Annotated in this window: 14 protein-coding genes; 11 read left to right on the forward strand and 3 right to left on the reverse strand. The window is 65.1% G+C overall.

Annotated elements, in window-relative coordinates; genetic code table 11:
- Window positions 1-159 precede the first annotated feature (159 nt).
- Window positions 160-1,428 (reverse strand): helix-turn-helix domain-containing protein, encoded by a 1,269-nt coding sequence (locus NV1_RS26985; protein ID WP_169813403.1) that lies wholly within the window; start codon window positions 1,426-1,428, stop codon window positions 160-162.
- Window positions 1,429-1,780: 352 nt separating this feature from the next.
- Between NV1_RS26985 and NV1_RS43845 the strand changes: the two genes are divergently transcribed.
- Genes NV1_RS43845 through NV1_RS26995 form a run of 3 tightly spaced genes read left to right on the forward strand, consistent with a single transcriptional unit; the run spans window position 1,781 to window position 2,784 of the window.
- Window positions 1,781-1,957, forward strand: coding sequence for a hypothetical protein (locus NV1_RS43845; RefSeq protein ID WP_157117387.1), 177 nt, complete (start codon window positions 1,781-1,783; stop codon window positions 1,955-1,957).
- A gap of 5 nt (window positions 1,958-1,962) precedes the next feature.
- Window positions 1,963-2,568 (forward strand): hypothetical protein, encoded by a 606-nt coding sequence (locus NV1_RS26990; protein ID WP_157117388.1) that lies wholly within the window; start codon window positions 1,963-1,965, stop codon window positions 2,566-2,568.
- Window positions 2,569-2,574: 6 nt separating this feature from the next.
- On the forward strand, window positions 2,575-2,784 hold the full coding sequence (locus tag NV1_RS26995; protein WP_067897211.1) for a hypothetical protein: 210 nt from the start codon (window positions 2,575-2,577) through the stop codon (window positions 2,782-2,784).
- 947 nt (window positions 2,785-3,731) lie between these two features.
- On the opposite strand, the gene NV1_RS27000 is transcribed toward NV1_RS26995, so the two are convergent.
- On the reverse strand, window positions 3,732-5,333 hold the full coding sequence (locus NV1_RS27000) for an ISL3 family transposase (RefSeq protein WP_067897214.1): 1,602 nt from the start codon (window positions 5,331-5,333) through the stop codon (window positions 3,732-3,734).
- Window positions 5,334-5,782: 449 nt separating this feature from the next.
- On the opposite strand from NV1_RS27000, the gene NV1_RS27005 reads away from it, so the two are divergent.
- The 6 genes from NV1_RS27005 to NV1_RS27030 are packed head-to-tail and all read left to right on the forward strand — an operon-like array spanning window position 5,783 to window position 11,531.
- Window positions 5,783-7,216, forward strand: coding sequence for an MmgE/PrpD family protein (locus tag NV1_RS27005; RefSeq protein WP_067897217.1), 1,434 nt, complete (start codon window positions 5,783-5,785; stop codon window positions 7,214-7,216).
- On the forward strand, window positions 7,213-8,088 hold the full coding sequence (locus NV1_RS27010) for an isocitrate lyase/PEP mutase family protein (RefSeq protein WP_067897220.1): 876 nt from the start codon (window positions 7,213-7,215) through the stop codon (window positions 8,086-8,088). Before NV1_RS27005 ends, NV1_RS27010 begins: the two co-directional genes overlap by 4 nt.
- A gap of 6 nt (window positions 8,089-8,094) precedes the next feature.
- A complete protein-coding gene (locus NV1_RS27015) occupies window positions 8,095-9,342 on the forward strand; it encodes a 3-isopropylmalate dehydratase large subunit (protein WP_067897223.1) in 1,248 nt (415 codons plus the stop codon).
- An 8-nt stretch (window positions 9,343-9,350) separates the two neighbouring features.
- Window positions 9,351-9,896 carry a LeuD/DmdB family oxidoreductase small subunit gene (locus NV1_RS27020; protein ID WP_174557488.1) on the forward strand — a complete coding sequence of 182 codons (546 nt, stop codon included), beginning with the start codon at window positions 9,351-9,353 and terminating at the stop codon, window positions 9,894-9,896.
- Between the two features lie 58 nt (window positions 9,897-9,954).
- A complete protein-coding gene (locus tag NV1_RS27025; RefSeq protein WP_067897228.1) occupies window positions 9,955-10,545 on the forward strand; it encodes a YbhB/YbcL family Raf kinase inhibitor-like protein in 591 nt (196 codons plus the stop codon).
- An 11-nt stretch (window positions 10,546-10,556) separates the two neighbouring features.
- A complete protein-coding gene (locus NV1_RS27030; RefSeq protein ID WP_067897231.1) occupies window positions 10,557-11,531 on the forward strand; it encodes a serine hydrolase domain-containing protein in 975 nt (324 codons plus the stop codon).
- An 8-nt stretch (window positions 11,532-11,539) separates the two neighbouring features.
- On the opposite strand, the gene NV1_RS27035 is transcribed toward NV1_RS27030, so the two are convergent.
- Complete coding sequence (locus tag NV1_RS27035) at window positions 11,540-12,637, reverse strand: Lrp/AsnC family transcriptional regulator (RefSeq protein ID WP_067897234.1); 1,098 nt, start codon at window positions 12,635-12,637, stop codon at window positions 11,540-11,542.
- Between the two features lie 254 nt (window positions 12,638-12,891).
- On the opposite strand from NV1_RS27035, the gene NV1_RS27040 reads away from it, so the two are divergent.
- Window positions 12,892-13,461 carry a hypothetical protein gene (locus NV1_RS27040; protein WP_157117389.1) on the forward strand — a complete coding sequence of 190 codons (570 nt, stop codon included), beginning with the start codon at window positions 12,892-12,894 and terminating at the stop codon, window positions 13,459-13,461.
- 134 nt (window positions 13,462-13,595) lie between these two features.
- A complete protein-coding gene (locus NV1_RS46920; RefSeq protein WP_157117390.1) occupies window positions 13,596-14,021 on the forward strand; it encodes a hypothetical protein in 426 nt (141 codons plus the stop codon).
- Window positions 14,022-14,543: the final 522 nt, after the last annotated feature.

Genomic DNA, 14,543 nt, shown 5'->3' on the forward strand with positions numbered 1-14,543 from the left:
TTAATTAACGACGTGTCGCGTAGCGATTCTGCTGAAACTGGAAGTAACGGGGCTGTCGGTGTGTGAAGTTGGGCGTGGACTCTGTGCGGCTCGTGCCGGCCGGCAAGGTGACGGGAAAGCAGCCAAGGTCCCCGGGGGATCCCTGGCTGCACACTCCGGCTAGTGGTTGGCCATCAATCCCAAGAATTCCCGCACTTCCGGCACCTTCGCATACGGTCGCGCCGAAGTAGCAATATCGTTCAGGCGGTGCTGCAATCGGGCCGATGCTAGCTCTCTGATGGTAGAGAAAGCAGAGGACCCGGCCCGCCCGGGCGCACCACCCGGGTCGCGGTGAGTCTGCGTAAGAAGTGAGCAAGCCCGCGCAGCATCGCCGCTTTGGATCAAGTTGTGCGCCAAGTGCAGTTGCCATGACGCGCGCTCCCGCGGCCATGCCGCTGAACTGCGTATCGCATTTTCGAGGTGATGGGTTGCTGCTACATGGTCGCCGAGCCGCATGTGGGCTTTGCCTGATACGCCACTGATCTCGGCTTCAGGCAGGTAAACCCAGTCTGGATCGTATCCTCGTTCGGAGTCGTAGGCGCGAAATGCTCGCGAGATCGCGTTGATCGTGTCTCCCGCATCGCCACGTGCACCGTTCGCTTCGGCCTCGCGCAGCGCCATGAGCGCCCGCAATTTCGGACCGCCGCGAGGCAGTGCCGCTCGTGAGGCGGCTTGGGCGTACTGAACAGCCAGCTGGTCTCCGGTCGTGTTCGACCCGAACCGATTGACCATCAGATGGCTAGCGTTGCCGAGGGCGTGCGCAGCAGCGATACCGTTGTCGGCGGCGGTCGCGGTCTGGGCTGCCTCCGCGTAGTAGCGGCCAGCATAATCCGGATAGCCGGAGTCGTAGTGCACCCAACCCGCCGCGGTCATTATCTCTGCTGTGGCGCTGGCGAGATCTCGCCCAACATTGTCGCTGTAGCTGCCTGCGTTCAGGAGATGTTGTGCGTAGCGAACCTGTCCGGCTGCTACTCCGCGCAGGCGATCTCCACCGATCACTAGATCCAGGTCGTGGATCTGGTTAACGCTGTCGGCGATGGCCGCGACATCGGTCGCGCCGACCTTGATCGTTGATGCTGTGGTGGAGATAGGGCTGGGCGATGACGCGCCTGCCGCTGCTGCGGCTAGACTGCCGGCGCCGAGAGCGCCAGTTCTGAAGAATTCGCGTCGTTTCACGTCCGCCTCCTCGTCCGACTCCACTACCAGTATGGCAAGCGGAACGTGCAATGCCTTGGCGATTCGACGCAGGACTCGGACATCGTGAATCGCGGCACCATCGTGTTCGAGCTGTGAAATTACGGGTTGGGTGTAGCCGAGGATCGTGCCCAGTTCGGACTGTGTCATGCCGAGTGATTTGCGAATCCGGCGGATGACCTCGCCGGTTGTCATGTGCATGCTGCTGCCCCTGCTCTTCGAGTGAACGTGCATTTGCATGATCGGGTGGCCGCTCGGGACACATTGCCAGGCAAGGACTTTAGCCCCTGACTGCACTTTATATGGGTTTCCGTATATTTCAGTGGTTTCGGTTATTTGCGGCGGTACATGGTGTGAAACCCGCCGTACGGTCTGCTCTGGTATTCGGTGCTGGGTAACGCCGCAGCTTCTTGGCGGTGTATCGGCTCTGGTGAGCTGGGGCTGATAGCGAAAGCTCCAGCGCTGGGCGCCTCTGCTTTGATCCGAGCTCTGCCCCAATCTGGAGGTACGAACAATGCATACCCTCGCTACACATCACACGGTCGTCATGACCGAGGGGGAGAGCCACTTGGCACCGGACACGCCATTCAATGTCGCGGATGCGCACCTTGTCATGCAGGTTCATGCGTCCTGCCGTGCGGCGTGGTGTCTGCGTAAGGCGGCCGCGCTCGATGTTCTGGTCGAGGCCGGCCGTCTGGTGCCGTCGGCGAGTCATCCGCGGTGAGCGCGATGGACGGATCGCCTGATCACGGCAAGCCGGGGAATCACCTGAGTAGTGCTGGTGATGTGGACGCGCTTGTGCAGATCCCGGAGTGGGTGCCGATGGAACCCTTGCCATCGAGCCGTATGTTGTTGTCCGCGTTCGCTGGTAAAGCGCTTGCCGGGATGTCGGACATTCTCGAGCCGGCATTCGACTTGGTGGCGTGTCGGGAGCAGTACCGGTTGGCGTTCGAGATGCTCGGCAAGAAGACGGCCTCGTTCGAGCAACTAAGGTACGCGGCGTCGGAATTGGTTACAGCACAACAGGATACCGAGGTGCTGGTCGCCATCATCGACGACGCGGTGGCCGAACGGTTGAAGTGGCGGCCGGAGGTACCGGCCTCGCCACCGGTTGCTGCGCCGCCCGACGGGCTGGCTCTAATGCCGGTGCACACCCAGTCCGTGGGGGAGATCGCGGCGCGGATGGCGGACTTGTGGGATGCGGTTATGGCCAGGATCGACGGCGGTGGCGGCGAGGACTTCCCCGAAGCCGGCCAACTGCTCGAATTGTGTCGGGGTTACGACTGTTTGGCTGCGGAGTTCGAGTCCGGCCGACGAACGCTTCCTGGGATGTGATCGGTCATGGGTCCTGTCGGTTCTGCTCGGCGTGTCCGCCACATCCGTATCGAGTCCGGTGCGCTGGCGCTGGATTACCAGGCTGGCGAAGAACAGGCCCAGAGCGTTGCGGACGAGTTGGCGTGCACGTTCGGCGGCATCGGGATGGTGGTGCGGGTGGACGACGATGTGCGTCCGGAACTGCCGCCGCTGCCGTGCGGCGATCTGTGGGGTTGACCGGCCGAACCCCGCTTTTCCCAGGCTTTTCCAGTCCGTTCTCGATGAAGAGGCATATTTCGTATGTCAATCGACCGCGCCGAGCACGTCGACGGGCCTGCCCCTCGTAACACGCGACCTTCACATGCCGCCGGCTGAAGCAGTAGTGGAGGCGCGGAGGGCGAGTGATGGCAGCTGAACCATGTTGTGCCTGCTCTGGCTAGCGTCGCTGGCGGCCGCGGTCGCGGTGGGCCTATGGATCGGGCGTCGATGGCACCGTCGCGAGCGCACCGACAATCCGTCCTCTATCTGCAGGCCCCTCTCGAGCCTCTCGGCCCCGCTCGAGCCCTGCCGATGGCCGAACCCGGACACCGATACGGAGGTCTTGCCGCGACTGCAAGATCTACGGCCTCCTTCTCGGCCCACACCTATCCGCAAGCCACCGTGGGTCGATCGACGACCCGATGGTCGTCGATCGACCCACGGCCCACCGCAGGAAAGGGATTGAAAACGTTGTTCACCAATAGGTTTGGAGAAAATCGGCCACTGATCGCCCATCTGCACGGGCTACATGAACCACGGCCTACTGTCGGAGAGAACGGCGCGCACCAGCGCCATCCACACATGTTCGTCGCAGCAGACGGGGGGCTTGTGGAACGGATCTGCGCAGTGGAGTTGTTCGATTCACTGAGCGTCGAGCGCGCCCGGGAACTGGCCGGGATTCACCACGAACACCCCCTCGGGGAGTGCCTGGTTCTGCAAGCCGCGCTGGCTTTGCTGTGCGCTGAGAATCCTGCCGCTGCCGATCGAAATGACGACTGCCAGAGAAACTTTCCGATGTTCCACGCTGAGGTGTGCGAGCTGTGGCCGCGCACCTGCTCGGGAAGATCAGGCCCGAGCAGACGTTTGTCGCTTCCGCCTGAAGACTGGATCTGGCACAAATTTGGTGATTCGGCCGGTGGGGTTGTTCACTCGCTCAACAGGATTCGCTTGCGCAGGAGGTCGGTCTTCGCGCGACCGAACATCTGGCGTTTGAGCATTTTGATGCGGTTGACGTGGCCTTCGACCGGGCCGCTGCTCCAGGGCAGGGTCAGGCCGGCGGTGACCGCGTCCTGATCGCGGCGCAGACCGCGTATGAACGAAGCCAGCGCGGGTTGGTCGTCGGCGTCGACGCTGGTCATCCACTGTTCGAGGTCTCGACCGCGGCGCTGGCCCGTGATCTCGGCGAACTCGCGGACGTGCCCGGTCAACGCGGCGAGGTCGGGACTGGCTGTGAGGATCGAATCGAGACTGGCCCGATGTTCGGTTGCGAGGGTGTCGGGGTTGGTCATGATCCAGGCGACGACCTTGCGGACGGTCGGCGGTTTGGGTTGCGCGACCGGGACGTGTGTGTGGGCGCGGAAAGGCTGCAGGTAGTTGCGCACCAACTTCTCGCTGCCCCGATAGCCGCGGGCCTTGATCTCCTCGAACAACTGGGTCGCATTGGTGCAGCCCTCGTTCCATCGCCGATGCAGGTCGGGTTTGTAGGGCTCGAGAATGCCGACGCGGTATCCGGTGCGGTTGTTGACCAGTAGTTCCTCGGCCGAGGCGGCGCGGGCGAAGCGGCGGGTGGTGCCGCGTGCCAGCCCGAGCGTGCGGCCGATCGCAAGGATGCTCGCCCCGTCGGCCAGCAGCGCATGGACCTCGGTCCAGCGCTGGCGCGTCCGCACCGCAGTACGATCCTGGCGTTGACCGGGTGCGACTGGCCCGCAATGTATTTCGGCGGCGATCTCGGTGATGTCGGGCCGCTGTGGTGGTTCGGGTTCGGTGGTCGCGGCGGACAGGCTGGCGCGGTGCCGTGCCACGGTGCGTTCGACCGCCTCGCCGAGGTTGTGCCAGAGATGCCAGCGATCGGCGACCTGCACCGCATCTGGTGCTCCCGCCGTGGTGCCTTCGGCGTAAGCGCCGGCGCGGTCGCGGCAGACGATCTCCACGCCCGGGTGAGCCCGCAACCATGCCGTGAGGGTGTCCGCGGTCCGGTCGGCGAGGACCTCGATCGGGCGGCGGGTCTGCATGTCGATCAGGATCGTCCCGTAGTTGTGGCCGCGGCGCAGCGCGAAGTCGTCCACCCCCAGCACCCGCGGGACCAGATTCTGTGGATCGGGTAGTGCCCGGATCTGACGCAGGAGCGTCATCCGGCTCACCGTGGCGGCCAGCTGCCGGGTCAATCGCGCTCCCGCTCGGCCACCCAGGGCCAGCGCGACTGCGCCCAACATGTGCTGCAAGCTCAGTGTTCGACGGGCGTGCCGGGCCGCGAGCTGCGGAACCTGCTCGGTGAAAGTCCTTTTGCCGCACTCGGAATTGACACAGAACAGTCGGCGGACCTGCAACCCGATCACGACCTCACGACCGGTGATCGAGGTATCGGACAACCGCCGCCGGTGACGACTGTGGACCCGCTCCGACACCGTCCCGCAGCCCGAACACGCGACCGGATTCTCACCGGTAGCCGCCTCGATCCTCACCGTCGAACCCGCCGCGCGGATCTCCTCGATCCGCAAACCGTCCAGATGCGGGAACAGGACCCGCATCGCTCCAAGATCAGAACACCCACGACATGATGAACTATCAACCACCCCTTCGCATCCCGACCCGGTCAATCACGAAGTGTGTGCCAGATCCACGGTTCAACCGAAGTTGACACTGTCGACGATGAATACTACGAGCGGCGCAACCTCTACGGCGGTTGGAGTAGTGATCGTTGATCAGCGAGTCCTCGTGGGCGTGGTGGGGTTGCTCTGGCGAAGTTGGCCGAGGCCACTCAACGAGCCATCGCCTACAGACCGGGCTTCGTCATTTCCGGTGTCGAGGGGGGCGAGCCTGTTCACGCCTGATGCATTCGCTGCGCCAAATACGCTCGATGTGCAGAATTCCCTCATTGAGGCGCGTTGAGATGGTGATATCCGGCTCGAGGCTGGAAATCAGTGGGACTTTCCAGTGATTTCGCGAATGCGTGGATTGCGGGCCGTTGACTGATGGCATGAGCGAATCGACTAGTTCTGGGGTTACCGTTCCGCTGGCACAGTGGGTCGCACAGCTGACCCTCGATGCGATTCCCGAGCCGATCCGATTGCGCGCCAAGCACCTTCTCCTCGATGGCGTCGCGGCTGGTCTGGTCGGTGCGCAGCTGCCGTGGTCGCGGGTGGCCACCAAGGCGGTCCTCGCATTGGAGGGACTGGGTGACGCTGTCGTGATCGGTACGGGCGCCACCACCTCCGATCCGGCGTCGGTGCTGATCAACAGCACCTTCATCCAAGGCTTCGAGATCGACGACTTCCATCCGCTGGCGCCGCTGCACAGCAATTCGCTGATCGTGCCAACGCTGCTGGCGACCGCGCGGCACCTCGGCGGCGCGTCCGGCGCACAGGCATTGACCGCGGCTGTCGCGGGCTTCGAGGTCGGACCGCGAGTCGGTTTGGCGCTGCACGGGTCGCAGATGCTCTCGCGCGGCTGGCACAGCGGACCGGTATTCGGTACCCACACCGCAGCCATGGTCGCTGGAAAGTTGCGCAACTTGAATGCGGGGGAGTTGGAGGATGCACTCGGCATGGCCGGGACGCAGTCCGGCGGTCTGATGGCCGCGCAGTACGAGGCCATGTCCAAGCGCATGCAACACGGGTTCGCCGCCCGAAACGGTTACTACGCCGCGGGTTTGGCCGCCGGCGGCTACACCGGTATCAAGCAGGTGTTCGACCGGCCGTACGGCGGCTTCCTGTCGGTGTTCGGCGAGGGCCACGATCCCGATCCCGCGCAGGTGATCGCGGGCTTGGGCCAGGGCTGGCACACCGAGTACATCATGGTGAAATCCTATGCGGCCCAAGGCGGTCTGCATGGCACCATCCAGGTCGCGCTGGAGTTGCGCGCCGAACACGAGCTGGACCCGAGCAGGATCGCCCACCTCGAGATCCGCGTCGGGCACACGGTGTATCACCACGGCTGGTGGGAGCCGGAGCGGCCGCTCACCAGCATCGGCGCTCAGATGAATCTGGGCTATGCCGCGGCGGTGGCCTTCCTCGATGGGCGGGTGCTGCCGCCGCAGTTCACCGAAGCCCGCCTCGACGCCGACGACGTGTGGGAGTTGATCGGCAAGGTCGAGGTGAAACTCGACGAGGCCATCCAGAACGGCCCGCTGCGGGAACGCTTTGCCACTGATCTGACCGTCACGCTCGACGACGGCACAGTGCTGAGCAAGCGGATCACGCAACCACACGGCGGACCCGACGATCCTGTCACCAACGACGACATCGTCGCCAAATACCGATCCTTGGTCGGACCGCTGATGGAGACCTCTCGCCTGGACGCCATCCAGCAGGTCGTGCTCGGCCTCGAGCACGTCGCCGATCTGGGCGAACTGACCGAACTGCTCGCGGCCCCGGTGGCCGGAGCCTTGGACGAAATGGAGCGCAATCGATGACAGCACATGACGCCCGCGTCGCACTCCGGACGGCTCTCAGCGGCCCGGACGTGGTGGTCGCACCGGGAGTCTTCGACGGCCTGTCGGCCTCGCTGGTGCGGCGGCTGGAATTCGCCGCGGCCTACATGACCGGCGCGGGCGTGGCGGCCTCGGGCTTCGGGCTGCCCGATATCGGATTGCTCACCCAGACCGAGATGGTCGAACGGGCGCGGATGTTCGTCGGCGTGCTCGGCGACATCCCATTGATCGCCGACGCCGACACCGGATACGGCGCGCCGCTGAACGTGATTCGCACCGTACGGGAGTACGAGGCCGCCGGCGTGGCGGCGATTCAGCTGGAGGACCAGGCCTTTCCCAAGAAGTGCGGTCACCTGCCCGACAAGGAGCTCATCGCCACCGAGGAGTTCGTCAGCAAGCTCACCGCGGCCCTGCACGCGCGCACCGACGAGGATCTGGTGATCATCGCCCGCACCGACGCGCGTGGCCCACTCGGCATCGGTGCCGCCATCGAGCGCGCCAATGCCTACGCTCTGGCCGGTGCGGATGTGATCTTCGTCGAGGCCCCGCAGGGGTCCGCGGAGATCGAACGCATTGCCCGGGAAGTCAAGGCGCCCTTGCTGATCAACCTCGTCATCGGCGGGCTGACTCCACTGGAATCCACGACCCGGCTGCGGGAGCTGGGCTATTCCATCGCCATCCAGCCCTCACTGTCGCTGGGCGCGGCCGCCTACGCCATGCTGACCAGCCTCGCCGAGCTGGCCGGGCGCGACCCGGCGCTACTCCTGCCGTCCAAGCCGGTCGAATTCTTCAACCTCGTCGGTCTGGCCGAATGGTCGACACTCGGCGAGCGCTACCGTACCGAAGGAGCCTGAAAACTCATGGGCATGACCATGATCGAGAACCTGCTCGCCTGCAAGGCGGGTGTCGAACGGGTGAAACCCGGCGACATCGTCACCGTCGAGGTCGACATGTGCGTCATGATCGACCTGCAGTTCGCGACGCTCTGGATTCCGCCGAGCCGCATCCATGATCCGGACAAGGTCGCCGTCATCATGGACCATGCGGTCCCCGCCCCGTCGCTCAAAGACGCGGAGGGCGGTCCGAAGGCCCGAAAGTTCGTCTCCGACTTCGGTATCGAGAAGTTCTTCGACGTCGGCCGCCACGGCATCTGCCACCAGGTGATCGCCGAAAACGGGCTCGCGCGGCCCGGAGAAGTACTGGCCTGCACCGATTTCCACACCTGCGCGGGCGGCGCCTACAACACCGCGGCCCGCGGTATGGGACCCGCCGAGGTGTACTCGATCCTGTGCACCGGCTCCACCTGGTACCAGGTCGCGCCGACCGTGCGTTATGAACTCACCGGAACGCTGCCGCCGGAGATCAGCGGCAAGGATATATTCCTCTCCATCGCCGACACCTACGGCGACGCCACCAACCAGAACCTGGAGTTCGGCGGTCCGGGCCTGGCCAGTGTGCCGCTCAACGATCGGCGCACCATCGCCACCCAGGCCGCGGAGATCTCCGCCGACTTCGCCACCTTCGGCGTGGACCAGCTGCTGGCGGACTTCCTCGCCGAACGCGGTGTGCACGACTACGAACCGGCCGAGGCAGACGCCGACGCCGAATACTTCGACGTGCGCACGATCGACCTGTCCGCGCTCGAACCCTACGTCGCCCGCCCGGGAACCGTGAGCCACAACGGTATTCCCGTCTCGCAGGTCGAACCGCGCAAGGTGGATCAGGCGTTCATCGGTTCCTGCGCCAACGGCCAGCTCGAGGACCTGCGCATCGCCGCCGACATTCTGCGCGGCAAGACCGTTGCCCTGGGCACGCGCCTGCTGATCACCCCCGCCTCGCAGGCGGTCTACCGCGACGCCATGCGACTGGGCTACCTGCAGGTCCTCGCCGATGCCGGTGCGGTGGTGACCAATTCGACCTGCGGGGCCTGCTTCGGCTACCACATGGGTGTGATCGGCTCCGGCGAAGTCTGCCTGACCTCGAGCACCCGCAACTTCACCGGCCGCATGGGCAGCACCGACGCCGAGATCTACATGGCCTCCCCCGCCACCGTCGCCGCCTCCGCCATCACCGGCTACATCACCGACCCCCGGAGCGTCACCGCATGAACACCACCATCACCGGAAAAGTCTGGGTCTTCGGCGATTCCGTCGACACCGACGCCATGTACCCGGCCTTCGCCATGAAACTCGACGTCCCCGAGGCCGCCAGGCACGTCTTCTACCAAATCCGGCCGGGCTGGACCGATCTCGTGCAGCCCGGTGACATCGTCGTCGCCGGCCACAACTTCGGTGTCGGCTCGTCCCGGCCGGTGGCCGCGCTGTTCCGTCACCTCGGCGTGGCCGCGCTCATCGCCGAGGACTTCAATTCGCTGTTCTTCCGCAACGCGGTCAACGCCGGCCTGCCCGCACTGGCCGTGCCCGGCGTCACCGACCTGTTCGCCGACGGCCAGCAGGGCACCTTCGACATCGCCGAGGGCACGTACTCCAACGACACGACCGGCGTCACCGGGCAGACGGCCCCGCTGCCGCCGCTGATCCTGGAAATCCTCGCCAGCGGAGGCGTACTCGCCCGCCTGGCCGAACAGGGATACCTGCCGATCGAACTGCTCGAGGTGCTCCGCTCTGGCGCCGTTCCCGTCGACAGCGGATCCGCGGCATGACCGCCACTCAGCGACCACACGCCCACCCGGCATCCTCGACCCGCAAGGAGACGACGTCATGGCTGTTCGCCTGATCGGCCGACTCATCCGCTCGATCCGGGCCGGCATCGACAGCATCGCCTGGTGCAACCCGGCGACCGCGTCGGCACCGGACTCCATCACGATTTCCAGCGACGCGTTCGCCGACGGCGGCCCCATGCCGCGGCGATTCGCCGGAAACGGTGTGGGCGACGATATTTCGCCCGACTTGAGGTTCTCGGGCGTACCCGTCGGCACGGTCGAACTCGTCCTCGTCATAGAAGACCCCGATGTACCACTACCGCGACCCATCGTCCACGGATTGTTCAGCGGCATCAGCGCAACGACATCCGGAATCCCCGAGGGCGCACTGAATTTGGGTGCGAACTCGGACGTCATGCCCACGATTGACAGCCGGATTCGGTTCGGTGTCGGAGCCTTCAAGCGCCGCGGGTACGCCGGGCCACGCCCGATATCCGGACACGGCGCGCACCGCTATGTCTTCCAACTATTCGCCCTCGACAAGGTGAGCGGACTCGACGAGAACTCCACGCTCGCCGACACGATGACCGCTATCGACGGACACGTGATCGCCCGCGGAATGCTCATCGGCACTTACGAACGCCCCTGATCCGAGGAATCATGAAGCCGGAAGCAGGATTCGCGGACCTCGAGGCAGCGCTCCGCGGTTCGCCGATCACCGCCGCCGTGGTGTATTCCGGTGGCCGTGAGATGTTCTCGATCGGCGACACGAGTAGCCCCGTCGAAGTCCATTCGATCCGGAAGTCGTTGATCAGCGCGCTGTTCGGGCGTGCCTACGACCGTGGAATCTTCCAACTGGACACGATGATCGAAGCGATCGGAATCGATGACACACCCCCGCTGACCGAGCGCGAGAAGCGCGCGACCATCGAGGACCTGCTCACCGCACGGTCGGGCGTCTACCTCCCGCCCGCCGCCCGGATCGACGGGTTCGAGTGGCCGCCTCGGGAATCCCATGCGCCGGGCACGCATTGGCATTACAACAACTGGGATTTCAACGTCCTCGGCAACATCTACGAACGACTCACCCATCGGAGCGTAGGTGTGGCGTTCGACCGCGAGATCGCCTTGCCGCTCGGGTTGCGCGACTGGGACATCTACGAACACGCCCGCTACGAGTACCGAGACGATCCGATCGGCGGGAATCTGCGCTACCCCAATTACGCCTTCGCCCTCTCGGCGCGAGATCTCGCCTCGTTCGGCGCCCTGTACCTCGACCATGGAGGGCCCAACGGTGTGCAGTTGATATCGCGGGAATGGCTGGACCGCAGCACCGGACCGATCGCGCGAACTACGTTCCCGCCGGGGCTTTTCGGGATGTACGGCTACTGCTGGTGGGTCAACGGCCCGCACAATGACGGTGGTTCCGGCATCGGCGGGCACGTCTACTCCGCGGTGGGCTTCGCCGGTAACTACCTGACGGTACTGCCGGAACTCGGGACAGTCGTCGCGGTCACCGCCGACCCGTCCCGTTCGTCGAACACCGATGGCGAACTACTCACCGATCGCCGATACGAACAGGCGATCTCCGCGCTGGTTTCCACGCTGCGCGAACCGGCTCGCGCGATGCCGTAACCCGTCGATCACGAGGTCGACCAGTACCCGAGTCCTGGCCGCCCCTCGCTCGCGGGGATCGGCTGGTCACCCTCCAGTGCGGATATGGGATGCCAGGGGTCTACCGGGACCAGGTCGACGGCGCGTCCATCCGGGCCGAGCAGCCGCCCCCACGACTTGTGCGCGCGCAGCACCAGCCGCTGGTCGACAACCGCGACCTGCGGTGTCAGGCACCGGAAGCGTTCGAGGATGTCACCCACATCGGCGAGCCGGTGAACCTGCGACATGACCATCAGATTCGCCGGTCCCACGGTCGACATGCAGATGCGGATCTGCGGCCATCCGCCGATCTCCTCGCCGATCTCGCCGAGTTGATGGTGCGGGCACGACAGCCAGAAGACGTAGGCGGCCGCCCAGCCGCCCTCACGGCGGGCGAAATCCGTTCGGAACGAAAGAATTCCGCGCCTGACCATCGATTCCAGGCGGCGCCGCACCAGATTTTCCGTCATGCCGATCTCCTGGGCGAGCATTCGGTAGCGGGCACGGCCGTCACGCTGCAGCGCGAGGAACAGTGCTCGTTCGGCGGGATCGAACGTGCGATTGCGAATGGTACGTCGCCGATCCTGGTCGTCCCGCTCGGTCACCGACTGCTTCTGCGCGGCGTCCATCGCGCCGAGCTGCCAGTGGACCCCGCTGTACCACGTGAGGCCGACGCTGGCCCGGGTCATCGCGATTCCGGGTAGCCCCGGAAGCCGTTCGAGGAGCAGTTCACCCAGCGCGACCATGTCGTCGGCGAAGACCAGAGCATGTAGATCGAAGCTTCCATCGGTGGCGTAGACGCTGGCGACTTGCGGGACCGCACACAAGGCGTCGGCCACCTCGACGGCGTGGCCGGGCTGCGCGCGAACCTCGAACACGGCCGCGACCAATGCCAGATGAGGGCCGGGCACTGAGGAGACCCACGCCCGGCCCGAGTCGGCGAGCCGTTGCCAGCGGCGCGCGGCGGTCACCGCCGAAATCCCCAGCGCCGGTCCGAGCCGTTCGAACCGGGCCCGGGGATTCGCGTGCAGCGCGTCGAGCAGCATGACGTCGACCTCGTCGACGCTCGTGTCTCGCTGCTCGGACACCCTCACTCCATCCCGGTGCCCGGCATGGCCGACACCATGATCGTCCTGTCCGGTTGTGCGGACCGTAATTACAATCTAGACAAGATGAGCCGAAATCCAAGGCGTTTCCAGGTCTCTGGAGAGGTTTCCTTCAATATCCGGGTCACGGGTGTCACGTCGAGTTCACTGACGATATGAGCGAATCGGAGCCCGCGACGGGCGCCGACAGCTCACTCGAATCCGCCGTACCGCCTTTTCACGATCAGAGGATCTCCATGAAGACAATGCTGTCTGTCGGGCTCATCGCCACCGCCGCCGTGAGTGCGGTGATCTGCCCTCCGCTGACGACCGCCGCCAATGCCGCCACCGAGTCCGGCACCTGCACCCTGAACGCGACCGCGAACATCTCACCCGGACTGACCACCGCCTCGCAGTCGTTCACGGTCACATTCGACGGCACCCTGTCCCATTGCGCCGGCGCCTCGCCGAATACACCGCCGAGTGGGCAGCTCATCGCCGGACTCGACGGCGCGCCGGTCCCCAACGGCACCGGAAGCTGCGAAAGCAACACAGTCAACGGCTATTCCATCAACAAGTGGAGTGACGGCAACACCACCGTGGTCAAGTTCAGCGCAACCGGCACGCCCATCGGACTGGACTTGACCGGCCAGGTCGTCGACGGCGTGAGCAACGGCTCGACGCAGTTCACCACCACCGAGCCCACGACACCGGTCGGCTCCGCGGTGAAGGGCGCAATCGCGTTCGTGACAAATCCGCTCAACTGCCTGCCGGGCCAGGGCGTCACCACCGCGCAGGTGGCCGGTCAGCTGACCCACACCAACTGACCGCGCCGTCGAATCGCCCCGTGCCGCCGACACCGCCGCGTTTCGGCGGCACCCGGGTCCCGGCGCGACCGATTCCGCTGCCCAGACGCGAAATTCACGCGCACACCCTCGGACCGTGGAAGGCCGATGAACCGATGAGCATCAACCCGTACCGACCACTGATCGGGTTCTCCGTGTTCACGATCTTGTCGGTGCTGACCACCACCGTCATCTGGATGATCGGTCAGCCAGGCGGCCAGGGTGTCGGCTTTGCGGTCGGGCAGGACATCGATCCGGTCGTGAGAAACCGGGTCGATCACGACCGTGGCATACCGGTGCCGACGCAGCAGCGCGAAGTGGTCGACACTGACCACCTCGGGAATCAGCCCTGTGGAAGAGGATTCCCAGCAGCACCCGCAACGCAAAATGATGCCCGACCGCGACGTCACCACCGGAATTGGGCCAGAGCCGAATGTGCGACAGCGCTGTTATTCGGACAGACCCGATCGGTGGCGGTGGCCTGCACCTGTCAACGGGCAGGCGGTGAAGATCGCGTCGATGGTCGTCGTACGCCTTCGTGAGTCGTTGCTGCACTTCGTGAAACGGTCGATCACCACCGAGCGGCCGGTCGCTGCCTTGCATGAAGTGTCCGCTGTCGCCGGCAGGCGGCCGAGGCGCCCCGTATGACAACGGTCGGGAGGAAGTTCGGGTGCGCTGCAACAGTTCTGCGCTGATCGTGTCGGGATCGGCGAGATCGTACATCGCATCGAGGCCGTAGTCCGCGCTGCCTCTCGAAACATGCCCACAAGGCCAGTGATTCCGCGACGTCCCGTCGACGTTCTGTAGATCCGAATGGATCGGCGACCAGGAACGTTGGAGGCGTGGTTTCAGTGGCTTCGTCGTATCGAAACGCCGCTCGACTGCGGGTTTGCTGTTCGTCGCAATGCAGAGAAACGGGTCGAATGTCGAACTGCCCCAGTCTATTTGCGGATCGATCGCACCCTGTGATGCTACTTGCGACCGCTCGGTTTCGGCCGCCGAACCGGTGCGACCTGGGCCTGGAGAGAACTGCCTCGGAGACCGCTGTGGAGCTGACCAGCGAT

The sequence above is a fragment of the Nocardia vaccinii NBRC 15922 genome (assembly GCF_001613305.1).
Taxonomy (GTDB): domain Bacteria; phylum Actinomycetota; class Actinomycetes; order Mycobacteriales; family Mycobacteriaceae; genus Nocardia; species Nocardia vaccinii.

Bases quoted from the DNA above. Each gene is read 5' to 3' on its own strand.
- NV1_RS26985 (WP_169813403.1), bottom strand. From the start codon at position 1,428: ATGACAACCGGCGAGGTCATCCGCCGGATTCGCAAATCACTCGGCATG.
- NV1_RS43845 (WP_157117387.1), top strand. From the start codon at position 1,781: ATGACCGAGGGGGAGAGCCACTTGGCACCGGACACGCCATTCAATGTC.
- NV1_RS26990 (WP_157117388.1), top strand. From the start codon at position 1,963: ATGGACGGATCGCCTGATCACGGCAAGCCGGGGAATCACCTGAGTAGT.
- NV1_RS26995 (WP_067897211.1), top strand. From the start codon at position 2,575: ATGGGTCCTGTCGGTTCTGCTCGGCGTGTCCGCCACATCCGTATCGAG.
- NV1_RS27000 (WP_067897214.1), bottom strand. From the start codon at position 5,333: ATGCGGGTCCTGTTCCCGCATCTGGACGGTTTGCGGATCGAGGAGATC.
- NV1_RS27005 (WP_067897217.1), top strand. From the start codon at position 5,783: ATGAGCGAATCGACTAGTTCTGGGGTTACCGTTCCGCTGGCACAGTGG.
- NV1_RS27010 (WP_067897220.1), top strand. From the start codon at position 7,213: ATGACAGCACATGACGCCCGCGTCGCACTCCGGACGGCTCTCAGCGGC.
- NV1_RS27015 (WP_067897223.1), top strand. From the start codon at position 8,095: ATGGGCATGACCATGATCGAGAACCTGCTCGCCTGCAAGGCGGGTGTC.
- NV1_RS27025 (WP_067897228.1), top strand. From the start codon at position 9,955: ATGGCTGTTCGCCTGATCGGCCGACTCATCCGCTCGATCCGGGCCGGC.
- NV1_RS27030 (WP_067897231.1), top strand. From the start codon at position 10,557: ATGAAGCCGGAAGCAGGATTCGCGGACCTCGAGGCAGCGCTCCGCGGT.
- NV1_RS27040 (WP_157117389.1), top strand. From the start codon at position 12,892: ATGAAGACAATGCTGTCTGTCGGGCTCATCGCCACCGCCGCCGTGAGT.
- NV1_RS46920 (WP_157117390.1), top strand. From the start codon at position 13,596: ATGAGCATCAACCCGTACCGACCACTGATCGGGTTCTCCGTGTTCACG.